Raw genomic sequence first — 14,510 nt, forward strand, 5'->3', positions numbered from 1 at the left:
CGCCAGACCGGGAACGACGCGCTCTACGAGCTGGGCAGAACCTTGTGAAGGAAGGTGGCCACCGCCAGGCCGATGGTGATCCCGGCCACGAGGTGCACGAGGCTTCCGACTGCCAGCCCGCTACCCAGCCCGGCAACGATGATCAGCGCCCACCGCAGGGGCAGAGTACCGTCACGCTCTGCGTTTTCCGGACCGTCCTGTTGCCGCGCTTGACGGCGCACTACTCTTGACATTGGTTTGGTGACTCTCCTTTGAACTGGTGACACGGTTGAGGATGTTCCGAACTTTTCTGGCCCTCGGGTGTTGCGAGCACCCGAGGGCCTCTCTTGCTCAATGGCGACTCCAGCTGAGTAACCATGAGCAGCGTTCCAGATGACCTAAACACACTTCCCGGATCTTGGTCGGTTCGACCCCGGTGCAGCGTTGATCATCAGGCTGAACTAAGCCAATCCTCCTCAACGTTGATGATGGTCTTTTGTTACTCCAACAAGTATCGGGATCGCCGTGGCTTGACCTGTGCATAGTGTGGAGGCCTTACGTCTCCGCAGGTCAGCGGACTATCCATTGGCGGATCGAGTATGAGCCATCCGGCACAGCTCGGGTTCGCGTCCACAGTTGTCGGACCGGCGGACGTTGTCCACCGTTGTCCACCGGTTGTCCACTGGGTTTTTCCCCTGCCTTGGGTACAAGCGGTCGGGACGCTACGGAAGCGTCGACCCCGAAACCTTCAAGGGATCCCCGGCGCTCCACAGGATGCTCATCCTTCGGTCACCGCCCGCAAACTACCGACCGTGGTCAGCTTCCGGTGCGTCCGAGAGATGCGTTGCGCCGTTACAGACTCGTCGGGTCGTCACCAACAAGGCCGAGGAATTCGGCCAGTAGATCGGAGTTGGAGGCGATCGTCGCGCTGGACTCAATGCTGTGCGGTGATCCGTCGCGATCGACTACCAAGGCACCGGCTTCACGAGCGATCACAACACCTGCCGAAGTGTCCCAAGGCTTATTCGCCAACATGACCACCGCGTCGATGTGCCCCGTCGCTAGCCATGCAAGGTCAATGGCGGCTGACCCGTGCATGCGTATGCGCTGCACGTTGCTGGCAAGGCGTTGGGTGAGAGTGAAGCGAGTCCTATTCTTGACGTCCGACCTGTGCCCAACTGCATAGTCCCCAAGCGCAACGACTGCGTCGCCAATCTGCCGCGTGCTGCTGACTGCGATGGTCTCGCCATTGGCGTGGGCTCCGTTGCCCTCAGCCGCGGAGTAGCGGCTACTAAGGAAGGGCAAGTCGATGACACCTAGAACGGGTCGCCTCTCGATGATGAGGCCGAGCGACACTGCGCAGAGCGGTGATCCGTGAACGAAGTTGACCGTGCCGTCGACTGGGTCGAGCGCCCACATCAAGCCGCCAGTGGCTCCGCTAGCGCCGTTCTCCTCGCCCAGGAATCCGATGTCGGGCGTCTGTTCGGCGAGAAAGGCGCGGACTCGCTCTTCAATGGCGTAGTCGACCTCGGAGGCCATGTCGCGATCGCCCTTGGCAGTCAGGACGCCGGGTTGCATGGTGCGCATGATGTCGCGGGCAAGGTCGACGGCCTGGTGGGCGATCGGGAGTAGGTCGCTGTAGTCGGTCATCGGGGCTGGCTACCGCTCCAAAGCTCGTCGAAGGTGCGCTCGAACACGTGGTACAGACCTGCGGCCGGCCACCGCTTCTTGATCACCATCGTGGGCGACTCGACCCCTCGCGCGTGGGGCAGGTACTGCTGCGCGATGCAGAGCGAGTCATTGATCAAGGTGATGTTGACACGGATCGTCTGGTCGTAGGTGGCGACCTCGATCCGGTCTCGCATTTCGGCGGGTAGGCGGTCGCGTACGCGGAGCACGCCTTGCAGGTTGAGGGCGGTGAGCGCGCCGAGGTGGCCGGCGGTCATGTCTTCTTCGATCTCGCGTTGTCGAATCGCGGTGCCGGCCGGATCGAGGAAAAGTAGGCGGATGCGGGCGCCGTCCTGGGCGAGCTGGGCGAGGCGGCTGTCGGCGTACTGCTGGCATATCAGGTTGAGGGATAGGCCGACGGCGCGGATGTCGGTGGCGCAGTCAAACAGGGCGTGCGGCGGCATCTTTGAGGTAAATTCCGACCGGCTGGGGTAGACCGCTTCCACGTCCGCGAAGCGCTCGATCAGCGCTTCCTCGGCGAGGCCCTGGACGTACGGCGCGGGTTGGGCAGCGAAGACATCACCGGATGGTGCCGAGGTGGCGCTGTGACTGCGGTCGCCGAGCAGGAGTACCACGCGAGCTTCAGCCGGCATACAGAGACCGGTCGAGATCCGAGTCAAGACGTCGATGCTGCTGACCCGACGGCTGCCGCCGATGATCTCGCTGACCTGGGCTTGGCTGAGGCCGGTTGCGACGCCGAGATGGGTCTGACTGACCCGCGTCTCACGCTGAATCAGGCGGAACATCTGGGCGATATCGCGGGCCGCCAAGGCATCGAGCATGGCGTCGGTTTCCCACAGTTGTTCCGGTACGGAGAACGTGGCCGCTGCGCGGGTGCTCATGGCATCTCTCCCCTGGTCGCTCGCGCCTTATCTGCGGTGCGGATAGCGGCTTGATGCCCGGTATCCGGTCGCCGGATTGAAGTTACTCCTCGATGGACTATCGCGCGTGATGGGTTGGGCGACGCTCAGCGACCACGATCGGCACATGGCGAATTCCTCGGGCGTGTGCCAGTCCTGCGAAGGGCGGGGCTGGCGGCTGGTTTCACGACGCCGGTCGGTGCCGGTCTGCGAAGTGGCTGTGCGGCTTGAGCGACGCGCCTGCCCCGACTGCTCCCCGATGCGGCGTCGGGTGGCATGAGGAAACGCTCTGATACCCCCGCGCCCTGTCAGCGTGGCCTTCCAGTCTCGTGGACCGGGCGCGGGCCTCAACTCAGGAGGTTGCCACGGTGCGGCAGGACCATCCGGAGGCGAAGGTAGTTGGCCGAGCTGCGGTAGCCGAGGTGGTACAGCCCGGCCCGGTAACGCTGGCCCAGTCCATGCTCGGCGGCCACATGGTCATGTATGCCGGCGCCCTCGTTGGCTGGCTTCAGTCCGACGGCGAGCGATGGAACGCCTATGCCCCGGCCAGACCTCCCGCTCCAGGCAGACACTTGGGCACCTTCGACCGCGGTGACCGAGCAGTCAGCCAGATCTTGTCGGTGGCCGGCGTCCCTCCAGCGTTGGGTTCGTGACGTGGCCGTGCCAGCGGCAGAGACCGCGGAGCATGTTCCGTCACGGCCTTCGTGGAACTGCCGGGTGTGCCTGGCCAACTGGCCATGTGTCCCGGCCAAGGTGGCGCTGCTGGAGGAGTTCCGTACCTTCCCCTCCGTTCTGTTGATCTACCTCTCGGCGCAGATGTGGGACGCGGTCGACGACACGCTGAGACAAGGCCAGCTCTCACCGCCCTCCAGCTACCACGAGCGTTTCGTCTCCTGGGCACGCTGGCCGATCGGGTAGCCGTCTCGGGAAGAGTTCCGTCTCCGCTCTACTTGCTCTATGGTGTTGACAAGTCGAGTTGTTGTCTCATCGAGCAGGCGGAGAGTCGGATGGCCATCAACGTGCCGCCGCCGAAGTACGCGGTTGTCGTCAACGCTGTGCAGCAGCGCATCGAGGACGGGACCTACGCGCCCGGCACTGCGATTCCCAGCGAGACACAGCTGATGGCCGAGTTCGACACGTCGCGCCCGACTGTGGTCCGCGCGCTCGGCATTCTCCAGCAGGACGGCTGGATCGAGTCGCAACAGGGCAAGGGCCGCTTCGTCATAGGCCGGCCCTCCCCAGCCGCCCAGCAGTCCGCCGACAGGGCGTTGGAACTGCTCGACCAGGGCGAGGATGCCGAGGTCACTCTGTTGCGGGTCGGTGCCATCATGGCGCCGAACCGGGCGGCGGCCGCGCTGGACCTGGAGTCGGACACGCCAGTCATCCTGCGGCGGCGCCTCATGGAGGCCGAGGTTGGCCCGGTTGAACTGAGTGCGGTGTATGTGCCGGTCGAGCTGGCTGCCGGCACGGACATCGGCCGGAAGACCGCCATTGTCGATGGCGTGCTGCGGCATTTGAAAGATCGCAAGGACATCAACTTCGATCACGCAACCGAACGAATTTCGGCTCGGCTTCCTACAGCCGAGGAAGCCGAGCTCTTGAAGATCACCGAACGGGATGCTGTCCTGACGCTGCTGGTCACGGTCTTTGATCGAGCTGGCATGCCTCAGTTCGCGGTCGATGCTGTGATCCCGGCGAACCGGCATGAGATCGAAGGATCGTTCCCTCTTCGCTGAGGTTTTTCATCGATGGCCTTGACGATGGGCCGCATCGAGCTAAACTCGTCTCAACATAACAAGTCAAGTTGTCGACTTGATACGTAGACGGAGGCTCAAGTGGTACCCAATTCGATCAAGGTCCCGGTCCCGTGGGACTACGTGGCTCCGCACGGTGCGCTGTGCCTCGGGGTGGAGCCGGCCACCGACTTCGACAAGCGCGGGCAGGGCGATGACCAGCTGCGCGACAAGGAGACCGGCGAGCGCATCTGGCTGGTTCGGGTGCTGGATCTGGACCCGGAGGCGGGCAAGTTCGGCGCGTCGAAGGAGTTCAAGGTCAAGGTCGTGGCGGCGCAGCAGCCGGTCCCGCCGGCCTCGGCGGTGCCGGGCTACCCGCCGATGGTGGAGTTCACCGACGTCACGTTGACGCCGTATGTGGACTCGCAGCGCTGCAAGGGCGCCAGCAGCAAGTGCCGGTCGCGGTTGGCCTGGTCGGTCAAGGCCACCGGGATGACGGCGCCGCACGAGGCTAGCCGTGCGAAGGCTGCCTGATCGTTCTGTCGCGTCCGGGAGCGGGGCCAACAACCGCCAAGAAGTCATCCCCGGTCCCGGGCGCTCAACCACCCACCTGCGAAGGGAAGGGGCTGTGATGCCCAAGGTAGTCGACGCTGCCCGCGTCACCACACCGACCAACACCGTATGGCGTACCTGCATCGGCTGTAGCCAGACCAAGCCCCTCACCACCGGCGTGGATCGCTGCGACGGCTGCGAGGAAGCAGCTGATCAGGAGGCCCTTCAGGAGGACATCCAGGAAGCCCTGCGGGAGCACGCGCTCACCGGTTGGGAGCACGTCCACCGCTATGCCGGAGTGATCGGACGGATCGAGGCGTGGGCGCTGCTGATCCCGAACGTCAGCGACGCCGAACGCCTCGACAACATCCGGCAAGCGCTGGCCGCCCTGGACCGCGCCGACGGCAAGGCGGTGAGCTGACCGTGCCGCTGATCAACATCATCCGGGGCGAGACCATCCCCGTCGCCCCGCTCAACGTCCGCACCCCCGTGGTCAAGTTCCCGATCTGGCTCGTCGTCGTCTGGGAGATCGTCAAAGCGCTGGCGTGGCTGGTCACCACCTATGTCCGGCATTGGTACGCCACCCTCCCGGCGACCGGCCTGGCCTGGCTCTACCTCGCCCACGACTGGCAGGCCCTCGCCGCGCTGGTCGGCGGGATCGCGGCGGCGGCGACCGGCTGGGCGTTCGCGCACCGGCTGTCGTGGCTGCGGTTCGGCTGGTGGCCGATCCTCGCCAAGGTGCGGCGATTGGTGTACCGGCGGCGGTGGATGGCCGCGATGGTCACCGCGAAGCTGTCGGTCTCCTACGACAAGCGCACCATCATCCCGGAGATCCGGAAGGTCCGGTGCCGGGCTGGCTGCGATGAGGTCACCGTGCGGATGGTGACCGGGCAGATCCCGGACGACTTCGCCAAAGCCGCCGAACGGCTGGCGCACACCTTCGGTGTCCGGCAGGTCAAGGCCATCCCCGGCCCCACCTACGCCACCGTGGTCCTGGTCCTGATGCGCGGCGACTCCCTGCGCGAGACCATCGCCCCGCTGCCGGTCCCGGCCGTGCCGGACTTCACCGCCCTACCGATCGGCGTACAGGAGGACGGCGACCTGTACCAGCTGCGGCTGTTCGGCACCCAGGTACTCATCGTCGGCGCGACCGGCTCCGGTAAGGGCTCGGTGATCTGGTCCATCGTCCGCGCCCTGGCCGGCGGCGTCGGGCTCGGCTTGGTCGAACTGTGGGGCCTCGATCCCAAGGGCGGCATGGAACTCGGCATCGGCCGGCCGCTGTTCGCCCGGTTCGCCTCCCGCGACTTCGCCGAAATGGCCGCCATGATCGAGCAGGCGGCCCAAGTCGCCCAGCAGCGCGCCTCCCGGCTGGCCGGACACACCCGCCAGCACCAACCGACCCCGGACGAGCCGCTGATCGTGCTGGTCATCGACGAACTGGCGAACCTGACCGCCTACCTGACCGAGCGGCAACTCAAGGACCGGATCAAGGCCGCGCTCGGCATCGTCCTCACCCAAGGCCGCGCGGTCGGCGTGCACGTGGTCGCTGCGATCCAAGACCCGCGCAAGGAGGTGCTGCCCGCCCGAGGGCTGTTCCCCACCCGGATCGGGCTGCGGCTGTCCGAACCGGCCGAGGTCGACATGGTCCTCGGCGACGGCATGCGCGACCGCGGCGCCCTCTGCGACCGCATCCCCCAGACCCAGCCCGGGGTCGGTTATGTGGTGCTGGAGGGTGATCCGACGCCGATGCGGGTCCGGCTGAGCTACTGCGACGACGACGCCGTGCAGGAGATGACCTACCTCTATGGTGCGCCGGTTGGGGGTGCGGCGTGAAGCTGACCGCTGACCGGATCGAGGGCCTGACCCTGGCCGCCATCCTCACCGTCGTGGCGGTGGCCGCCGGGTGGGCGTCGTTCACCCACGTCCACGACTGGACCATGCGCCACGCACCCGCCGGCACCCCGGACGCCTTCGGCTGGGTCAACGCCGTCATCTCCGAACTCGTCCCCATCGCCGCCCTACTCACCATCAAACGACGCCGCCAGACCCGCACGCCGATCGGCTACCCGCTATTCCTGCTCCTCGCCGCCGGAACCCTGTCACTCGCCGCCCAACTCGCCGTCGCCCAGCCCAGCCCGTCCGGCTGGCTACTGTCGGCCGTGCCCGCGTTGGCATTCATGGCCCTGGTCAAGCTGGTCTTCACCGGCACGTCGCCGACCGCTGCCCCGACAGCGCAGAGCCCGGCAGCGGCTCCGGCTGCGTCGGTGGCGGCGGTTCCGACTCGGCCGATCACTCGGCCGAACGGGGTCCCGGTCATCGGGCAGGTGACCCGGTGACTGCTCCGACCCTGACCATCCCAGCCGAGGCAGCGCCGCCTCGGCCGGGCTCCCGGGCCGCTCGCCTCGCCCAACCGCGCGCCGTCGACGCGCTCAAAGACCTCGCCATCGACCACGGCGTCTGCATCCGCCCCATCGCGCTACGCCGTACCGACCTGACCACCGGCAGAACCGAACTCGTCGACCTGCCCTGCGGCGCCACCTTGGAAGCCAAATGCCCGCCCTGCGCCAAGCGGGCACGACGGCTGAGGCAGGTCCAGATCCGCGAGGGCTGGCACCGCACCGACGAACCGCACCCCGGCCCGGCACCGGCCACCCCACGGCAACGGGACCTGATCACCGCGCGAGCGCATCTGGAGTTCGAGCGCGCCGCGCTCCAGCTCGCCGCGATGGACCCCGACGAGCGGGCGGCAGAACTCGACCGGATCGACACGGCCATCAACGCGGTCGAGCAGGAGATCGCCGCCGAAGGCCTGCGAGGCAGCATCGCGCCCGGCCACGCCAACGCTGCCCAGGGCAACGACGACTCGCCCCGGCGGGTGCGGTCCACCAAGCGGCGGCAGGACGTGCCCGACCTGCCCCGGCAGAAGGTCGACCAGCGCACGGTCGGGCGGACCTACGTTGGCGCGGACGGCATCGAGCACCGGCCGTCGATGTGGTTGACGCTGACTTTGGACAGCTACGGACCGGTGCACTCGATCCACCAAGGGCGGCCCTGCTCCTGCCGGCGCTGGCACACCGACGCTGATCCGCTGCTCGGCACCCCGGTCGACCCGGCGCGCTATGACTACCGGCGGGCGGCCTGGGACGCCGTGCACTTCCCCCGCCTGCTCGACCGGTACTGGCAGAACCTGCGCCGCGCCGTCGGCTGGAACGTCCAATACGCGGGCTGCGTGGAACCGCAACGGCGGCTGGCGCCGCACGCGCACTTCGCGATCCGAGGCACCATCCCCCGCGCCATGCTGGAACTGGTCGCCAAGGCCACCTACCACCAGGTGTGGTGGCCGGCGGCCGACCGGCTCCGGTACCCGATCGACCGACCACCGACCTGGGACGCCAAGACCGAAAGCTGGGTCGACCCGGACACCGGACGGCCGCTGCCGACCTGGGCCGAGGCCCTGGACGCCATCGACGACGACCCGGACGCCGAGCCGGCGCACCTGGTCCGCTTCGGCGCCCAGGTCAAGGCCAAGGGCGTCGACCCCGGCTCACAGGACGTCGAGCGCACGATCGGCTACATCACCAAGTACGTGACCAAGTCCGCGGCCGACTGCCACCAAGTCACCAGCGACCCGCAACGCGACCACCTCGACCGGCTCTGGCACGAACTACGCGTCACCCCCTGCTCGGAACGCTGCGCGAACTGGCTGCTCTACGGCGTCCAGCCAAAGAAGGCACACGTACGCCTTCGGCCTGGCCACTGCAAGGGCCGCGTGCACCAGAAGACCACCCTCGGCATCGGCGGCCGCCGCGTGCTCGTCTCCCGCGACTGGTCCGGCAAAACCCTGGCCGACCACCGCGCCCACGCCCACGCCTGGGTCAAGGCACTCCTCGGCATCACTACCGACACCGACACCCAGCCCGACACCAACCCGGCCCCGGCAGTCACGTGGGAAATGGCCCGCTACGACGATCCCGACCTGCCCGCACTCGAACACCGGCTACTGCGAGCGATCTCCGAACGCATCCACCGCCGCGCACAGCTCGCCGCAGCTCGGCAACGCGCCAGCGGCGACCCGCCAGGTGATGTCTCGGCAACAGCGGACGGCACGGCGAAGGAGGCGAGATGACCAAGCGGCTGACAGTGGTTCCCGATCAGGACACCACGCCCGAAGGCCCGGAGGAGCTGTGGTCGATCGAGGAGACCGCCGCGTACCTCCGCGTCCCGCCCGGCACGCTCTACCAGTGGCGCCATCGCCGAAAGGGTCCGCCGGCCTTCAAGGTAGGCAAGCACCTGCGCTACGACCCCACCGCCGTCCGTGCCTGGGTGATGGGCCAGGTGGCGTGACGTGGGCGTTCACGATCTCTGGTACCTGACCAAGAAGGGCGAGGACGGCAAGCGGATCAAGTCCGGCAAGTACGGGCGTGGCAAGCGCTGGAGGGTCCGCTACACCGATGCCGCCGGCGACACCAAGGACAGGGTGTTCGAGCGCAAAACCGACGCCGAGGAATTCGACCTGTCATGCCGGGCCGGCACTGCCCCGGAGGTCGGCCTGGTCTTGGCTGAGAAGTACATCACATTCGCTGCCTACGCCGAGCGCTGGCGACAGGCTCGCGTCATCGGCTGGGCGCTGGAAACTCAAACCCGCATCGAGTCGAACATCCGGCTCCACCTCGTGCCTGCATTCGGCAACCGCGCCTTGCGCTCGATCACGCAGACGGACGTGCTGCTGTGGCTGGCAAAGCGTCTCGCCGAGGGCATTGCCCAGTCCAGCATGCGCCTCTACTTCGAGCTGTTCGACGCGGTGATGTCCAGCGCCGTCACTGACAAGGTCATCACCGACAACCCCTGCGACGGGATCAAGCTCTCCCAGGTGTTCCGTGGGCTGAGCCGCGCCCCGAAATGGGTTCCCGACCGCGACGACGTGCTCCGCCTCTTCGACAAGGTCCCGGAGCGCTATCACGGCCTGCTCTGGCTCGGGGCCGGCGAGGGGCTACGGATCAGCGAAGCGCTCGGCTTCGAGCACGGTCCGCGCTGCCTCGACGCCGACAACGAGGAGCTGCACGTCGTTCAGCAACTGCGGTACGCACCCCGCGAGTACGGCGGGTTCTACCTCAGCCTGCCCAAGGGCGTACGGACCTTCGACCCCGCTGCGGGCGCCGTAGACCTGGATCCGATGGTCGCGGCGGCCCTGGAGTACCACGTGAAGGAGTACCCGCCGGTCGAGGTCGAAATGCTGGACATCACGTCCGGTCGGCCGATCCGGCGCCGGGTGCCGCTGCTGTTCACCACGGTGCACGGCAATCCGTTCACGGATCGCACCTGGTCGGCCGAGTGGGTCAAGTGGCGCCGGGCTGCCGGCTGGCCGGAGGAACACGGCGGCTTCCACGCCTTGCGGCACTTCTTCGCTACCACGCTGATCACGAACCACGCGGACCCGAAGGAGGTTCAACGGGCGCTACGGCACTCCAAGCTGGAAATCACCCTAGAGACCTACGTCCACTTCTGGCCGCGCCGTGAGCGCCGCCGTGGAGTGGTGGGAGAGGTCTTGAAATCAGCCGTCGCGGGCCGGTGGGACCTGGGGTGAGATGGTCCCGATGTGGTCCCAACGATCTAGGTCTTGCATTTCGCCTGGTGAGAGGCGAACTTGGTGGAGCCCAGGGGACTTGAACCCCTAACCCCCGCCTTGCAAAGGCGGTGCTCTGCCAGTTGAGCTAGGGCCCCTTCGCTGAACTAGCGAAGGTCAGGAGCGGTGGTCGCCTCGTGCCACAGAGCGCGCTCGTCGCTGGACGCCTTGACCTTCTTGACGACCAGGTACGCCGCACCAGCGACACCGGCCACGATCAAAAGCTTCTTCAGCACGAATACTTCCCCTCACTCAGTGACCGACGTACTCGTACGCTCAAATGAAGCGTAAGCGGGGCACCCAGCGCAACCATCGCACCGTAGGGTTTCCGGGGGCTCGGCCCTCGGACCAGACATGACGAGGTGATCCGGTCGACGCTTTCCGTCGACACAGACCACCCATCATCTCGTGGGGCTAGCTGGAATCGAACCAGCGACCTCAGAGTTATCAGCTCTGCGCTCTAACCGACTGAGCTATAGCCCCTCAACTGCGAAAGGAACGTTACCGCATCGGGTTGCGAGCCTCCAAAGCGGGGGTGGCTCGCAACCCGGCGGTTTCGCTCAGTCGCGCTCGGCGAGGGTGAGCTCGACACCGCCGACCAGGTCGGCGCAGACGTTGTAGATGAACGCCCCGAGGGTGGCCAGCGCCGTGAAGAGCACGACGTTGACCGCCCCGATCAGCATCGACGTGCCGATCACACCCCACGCGGTGATCCGGAACGAGTCGCCCGAGGCGCCTTCCGAGCCGCCGCTGGCGGTCACCAGGTCCTTGAGGCTGGTGTTGACCGAGGTCCACACGCCCATCGTGTCCAGCGCGAGGTAGAGCACCGACGTCGCGACGACCACCACGATGAAGAGCACGATCGACACCGCGAACGAGAACTTCATCACCGACCAGGGGTCGATCCGCTTCAGGTTCAGGCGGGCCCGGCGAGGGCCGCGGGCCGCGGCGGACGTGACCGTCGTCCGGGCCGAACGAACCGCCTCCGAGACACGGGCCGCCCCCACCGCGGACGAGCCCGCGGGAGCCGCCGAACCGGTCCGCTGCTTGGCGGCACCGGGTGCGGCGGCGGGTGCCGCGGCCTGCGCCGGCCGTGGCGGGGCGCTCTGGCCCGTGGCCGGCGCCCCGGCACCGGTGCGTGCCCCCGACGTCCCCGGCGCGGCGCCCTTGCCCTTGGTGACGACCGGCACGGCGGCCGAGCCCTTCACCACGGACGGACCGCCCGGACGTTTCGCCTCAGCGCCCTCGGTGCCGGCAGCCGGCTCCCCGGGCGGCGGTGCCATCCCGGGCGCCCGGGTGAACTTCGGCGGGGACGGGGCATCGGCGGGGACAGCGGCGCGCCCTGAGGTCTCGCGTCCGTTCGCTGCGGCGCCGTCTTTCTTGGCCGCATCGTCCGGAGTCGCTGAGGTCCCCGGGCCCCCCGACTTCGCCTGTGTCTCCGGCATCAACTAGTCCTGTTCGTCAGGCTCGTCGGCATTGCGAGCAAGCGCCACGATGGTTACACCTTCTGGGAGGTCCATCAGCTTGACCCCCATTGTGTTCCGATCCCGCGTGCGCCGTACAGGCTTCACGGGAGTCCGGATGACACCACCATTGCTGGTGATGGCAAACAGTTCATCCTCTGGGTCGATCACCAGAGCGCCGACAAGTCCACCACGACGTTCGGTGATCTTGGCCGTCAGCACCCCCTTACCGCCACGGCCCTGTACCGGATACTCCTCGATCGGCGTGCGCTTCGCATACCCACCGTCGGTGGCGACCAACACATCGAGGCCTTCGCGAACCACTTCCATCGCGAGAAGCTCGTCGTTGTCACCGAACCGCATGCCGATCACACCGGACGTCGCACGCCCCATCGGACGCAGCGCGTCGTCCGTGGCGTTGAACCGGATGGCCTGGGCTTTCTTGGAGACCAGCAACAGGTCGTCCTCGGATGCCACCAGGACCGCGCCCACCAACTCGTCATCCTCCCGCAGGTTGATGGCGATGATGCCACCGCTGCGGTTGGAGTCAAATTCCTCCAGGCGCGTCTTCTTCACGAGGCCATTCTTAGTGGCGAGCACAAGGTAGGGCGCGACCTGGTAATTCGGGATCTGGATGACCTGCGCGATGTGCTCGTCCGGCTGGAAGGCGAGCAGGTTCGCGACGTGCTGACCCTTGGCCACCCGGTTGGCTTCCGGCAGCTCGTAGGCCTTGGCCCGGTAGACCCGGCCCTTGTTCGTGAAGAACAGGATCCAGTCGTGGGTCGAGATGACGAAGAAGTGCGAGACGATGTCGTCCTGCCGCAAGGTCGCGCCGCTCACGCCCTTGCCGCCGCGCTTCTGCGAGCGGTACATGTCGACCTTGGTGCGCTTCGCATAACCGGTACGTGTGATCGTCACCACAACGTCTTCCCGCGCGATGAGGTCCTCCATGGACACTTCACCGTCAAACGGGATAATCTGCGTACGACGCTCGTCGCCGTACTTCTGGACGATCTCCCCCAGCTCCTCCGAGACGATCGCCCGCTGCCGCTCCGGCTTCGCGAGGATGTCCTTGAGGTCGGCGATCTCGATTTCGATCTTCGCCAGCTCGTCGAGGATCCGCTGCCGCTCCAGGGCGGCGAGGCGGCGCAGCTGCATGTCGAGGATCGCGGTCGCCTGGACCTCGTCGACGTCGAGCAGCTGCATCAGGCCCTGACGCGAGTCCTCCACCGTGGGCGAGCGCCGGATCAGGGCGATGACCTCGTCGAGCATGTCCAGCGCCTTGGCCAGACCGCGCAGGATGTGCGCGCGCTCCTCCGCCTTGCGCAGCCGGAACGCGGTCCGCCGGCGGATGACCTCGATCTGGTGATCGACGTAGTAGCGGATGAACTGCGCCAGGTTCAGCGTGCGCGGCACACCGTCGACCAGCGCCAGCATGTTCGCGCCGAACGTCTCCTGCAGCTGGGTGTGCTTGTAGAGGTTGTTCAGCACGACCTTGGCGACCGCGTCGCGCTTGAGAACCAGGATCAGGCGCATACCGGTACGCCCGGACGACTCGTCCCGGATGTCGGCGATGCCGGTGAGCTTGCCCTCCTTGACCAGCTCGGCGATCCGCTCGGCGAGGTTGTCCGGGTTCACCTGGTACGGCAGCTCAGTCACGACCAGGCACGGCCGGCCGCGCTGGTCCTCCTCGACCTCGACCACCGCGCGCATGCGGATCGACCCGCGCCCGGTCCGGTACGCCTCGTTGATCGCCGACTGCCCGACGATGAGGCCGTAGGTCGGGAAGTCCGGCCCCTTGACCAGCTCCATCATCGCTTCGAGAGCGGTCGCCTCGTCCGACTCCGGATTGTCGAGCTGCCACTGCACGGCGCTCGCGATCTCCCGCAGGTTGTGCGGCGGGATCTTGGTCGCCATGCCGACCGCGATGCCTTCGGAGCCGTTGACCAGCAGGTTCGGGAACCGGGCCGGCAGGATCGTCGGCTCCTTGGTCCGCCCGTCGTAGTTGTCCTGCATGTCGACGGTGTCCTCGTCGATGTCCCGCAGCATCTCCATGGCGAGCGGCGAGAGCTTCGACTCGGTGTACCGCATGGCGGCCGGCGGGTCGTTACCCGGGGAACCGAAGTTGCCGTTGCCGTCGATCAGCGGGTACCGCAACGACCAGATCTGACCCATCCGGACCAGGGCGTCGTAGATCGACGAGTCGCCGTGCGGGTGGTAGTTGCCCATCACGTCGCCGACGACGCGGGCGCACTTGACGTAGCCGCGGTCCGGGCGGAACCCGGCGTCGTACATCGCGTAGAGGATCTTGCGGTGCACGGGCTTCAGGCCGTCACGGACGTCGGGCAGCGCACGGCCCACGATCACGCTCATCGCGTAGTCGAGGTACGAGCGCTGCATCTCGACCTCGAGGCCGACCGGCTCGACCCGCTGGGTCACACCGCCGCCGGCGTCGTCCTGGGTCTCGTCGCCGTCCGGGGGTTCGGGAGTGTCAGTCACTATTAACCCTTACTCAAGGTGAAACCAGACAAGTACGGCCAAAGCACGCATCTAGCTGTGGATAACGTTGTGG

14 protein-coding genes and 2 tRNA genes are annotated in these 14,510 nt (G+C 67.0%); 9 read left to right on the forward strand and 7 right to left on the reverse strand.

Going from position 1 to position 14,510, the window contains the following annotated elements:
* Nucleotides 1–831 precede the first annotated feature (831 nt).
* Together AB0F81_RS19975 and AB0F81_RS19980 are read right to left on the reverse strand one after the other, a co-directional pair.
* A complete protein-coding gene (locus tag AB0F81_RS19975) occupies nt 832–1,629 on the reverse strand; it encodes an inositol monophosphatase family protein (protein WP_360199278.1) in 798 nt (265 codons plus the stop codon).
* Nucleotides 1,626–2,549 (reverse strand): DUF5919 domain-containing protein, encoded by a 924-nt coding sequence (locus AB0F81_RS19980; protein ID WP_360199280.1) that lies wholly within the window; start codon nt 2,547–2,549, stop codon nt 1,626–1,628. Before AB0F81_RS19980 ends, AB0F81_RS19975 begins: the two co-directional genes overlap by 4 nt.
* 735 nt (nt 2,550–3,284) lie before the next feature.
* On the opposite strand from AB0F81_RS19980, the gene AB0F81_RS19985 reads away from it, so the two are divergent.
* The 9 genes from AB0F81_RS19985 (at nt 3,285) to AB0F81_RS20025 (ending at nt 10,436) form a co-directional block, all read left to right on the forward strand.
* On the forward strand, nt 3,285–3,485 hold the full coding sequence (locus tag AB0F81_RS19985; RefSeq protein WP_360199282.1) for a hypothetical protein: 201 nt from the start codon (nt 3,285–3,287) through the stop codon (nt 3,483–3,485).
* 89 nt (nt 3,486–3,574) lie between these two features.
* The gene (locus AB0F81_RS19990; RefSeq protein ID WP_360199284.1) at nt 3,575–4,303 is read left to right on the forward strand and encodes a GntR family transcriptional regulator; all 729 of its coding nucleotides are present in this window, start codon (nt 3,575–3,577) and stop codon (nt 4,301–4,303) included.
* A gap of 99 nt (nt 4,304–4,402) precedes the next feature.
* Nucleotides 4,403–4,834 carry a hypothetical protein gene (locus tag AB0F81_RS19995; RefSeq protein WP_360199286.1) on the forward strand — a complete coding sequence of 144 codons (432 nt, stop codon included), beginning with the start codon at nt 4,403–4,405 and terminating at the stop codon, nt 4,832–4,834.
* Between the two features lie 97 nt (nt 4,835–4,931).
* Nucleotides 4,932–5,273 (forward strand): hypothetical protein, encoded by a 342-nt coding sequence (locus tag AB0F81_RS20000; protein ID WP_360199288.1) that lies wholly within the window; start codon nt 4,932–4,934, stop codon nt 5,271–5,273.
* A 2-nt stretch (nt 5,274–5,275) separates the two neighbouring features.
* Nucleotides 5,276–6,685, forward strand: coding sequence for a cell division protein FtsK (locus AB0F81_RS20005; RefSeq protein ID WP_360199290.1), 1,410 nt, complete (start codon nt 5,276–5,278; stop codon nt 6,683–6,685).
* Nucleotides 6,682–7,188 (forward strand): hypothetical protein, encoded by a 507-nt coding sequence (locus AB0F81_RS20010; protein WP_360199292.1) that lies wholly within the window; start codon nt 6,682–6,684, stop codon nt 7,186–7,188. Before AB0F81_RS20005 ends, AB0F81_RS20010 begins: the two co-directional genes overlap by 4 nt.
* Nucleotides 7,185–8,978, forward strand: coding sequence for a replication initiator (locus AB0F81_RS20015; protein ID WP_360199294.1), 1,794 nt, complete (start codon nt 7,185–7,187; stop codon nt 8,976–8,978). Before AB0F81_RS20010 ends, AB0F81_RS20015 begins: the two co-directional genes overlap by 4 nt.
* Nucleotides 8,975–9,196 carry a helix-turn-helix domain-containing protein gene (locus AB0F81_RS20020; RefSeq protein WP_360199296.1) on the forward strand — a complete coding sequence of 74 codons (222 nt, stop codon included), beginning with the start codon at nt 8,975–8,977 and terminating at the stop codon, nt 9,194–9,196. Before AB0F81_RS20015 ends, AB0F81_RS20020 begins: the two co-directional genes overlap by 4 nt.
* 133 nt (nt 9,197–9,329) lie before the next feature.
* Nucleotides 9,330–10,436, forward strand: a complete 1,107-nt coding sequence (locus AB0F81_RS20025; RefSeq protein ID WP_360199333.1) for a site-specific integrase — start codon at nt 9,330–9,332, stop codon at nt 10,434–10,436.
* A 61-nt stretch (nt 10,437–10,497) separates the two neighbouring features.
* Here AB0F81_RS20025 and AB0F81_RS20030 read toward each other — a convergent pair.
* The 5 genes from AB0F81_RS20030 to gyrA all read right to left on the reverse strand — a co-directional run bounded on the left by AB0F81_RS20030 (nt 10,498) and on the right by gyrA (nt 14,338).
* Nucleotides 10,498–10,573, reverse strand: a tRNA-Ala gene (locus tag AB0F81_RS20030).
* A gap of 9 nt (nt 10,574–10,582) precedes the next feature.
* Complete coding sequence (locus tag AB0F81_RS20035) at nt 10,583–10,711, reverse strand: DLW-39 family protein (RefSeq protein WP_360199298.1); 129 nt, start codon at nt 10,709–10,711, stop codon at nt 10,583–10,585.
* Nucleotides 10,712–10,884: 173 nt separating this feature from the next.
* Nucleotides 10,885–10,958 (reverse strand) — tRNA-Ile (locus tag AB0F81_RS20040).
* A gap of 77 nt (nt 10,959–11,035) precedes the next feature.
* On the reverse strand, nt 11,036–11,920 hold the full coding sequence (locus AB0F81_RS20045; RefSeq protein ID WP_360199300.1) for a DUF3566 domain-containing protein: 885 nt from the start codon (nt 11,918–11,920) through the stop codon (nt 11,036–11,038).
* 3 nt (nt 11,921–11,923) lie between these two features.
* A complete protein-coding gene (gyrA, locus tag AB0F81_RS20050; RefSeq protein WP_360199335.1) occupies nt 11,924–14,338 on the reverse strand; it encodes a DNA gyrase subunit A in 2,415 nt (804 codons plus the stop codon).
* Between the last annotated feature and the right edge of the window lie 172 nt (nt 14,339–14,510).

Source organism: Actinoplanes sp. NPDC024001, from assembly GCF_040638955.1.
Taxonomy (GTDB): domain Bacteria; phylum Actinomycetota; class Actinomycetes; order Mycobacteriales; family Micromonosporaceae; genus Actinoplanes.

What these genes read in the sequence shown, in the direction of transcription:
- AB0F81_RS19980 (WP_360199280.1), bottom strand. Translation starts at nt 2,549, where the DNA reads ATGAGCACCCGCGCAGCGGCCACGTTCTCCGTACCGGAACAACTGTGG.
- AB0F81_RS19990 (WP_360199284.1), top strand. Translation starts at nt 3,575, where the DNA reads ATGGCCATCAACGTGCCGCCGCCGAAGTACGCGGTTGTCGTCAACGCT.
- gyrA (WP_360199335.1), bottom strand. Translation starts at nt 14,338, where the DNA reads ATGCAGCGCTCGTACCTCGACTACGCGATGAGCGTGATCGTGGGCCGT.
- AB0F81_RS20000 (WP_360199288.1), top strand. Translation starts at nt 4,932, where the DNA reads ATGCCCAAGGTAGTCGACGCTGCCCGCGTCACCACACCGACCAACACC.
- AB0F81_RS20020 (WP_360199296.1), top strand. Translation starts at nt 8,975, where the DNA reads ATGACCAAGCGGCTGACAGTGGTTCCCGATCAGGACACCACGCCCGAA.
- AB0F81_RS19975 (WP_360199278.1), bottom strand. Translation starts at nt 1,629, where the DNA reads ATGACCGACTACAGCGACCTACTCCCGATCGCCCACCAGGCCGTCGAC.
- AB0F81_RS20045 (WP_360199300.1), bottom strand. Translation starts at nt 11,920, where the DNA reads ATGCCGGAGACACAGGCGAAGTCGGGGGGCCCGGGGACCTCAGCGACT.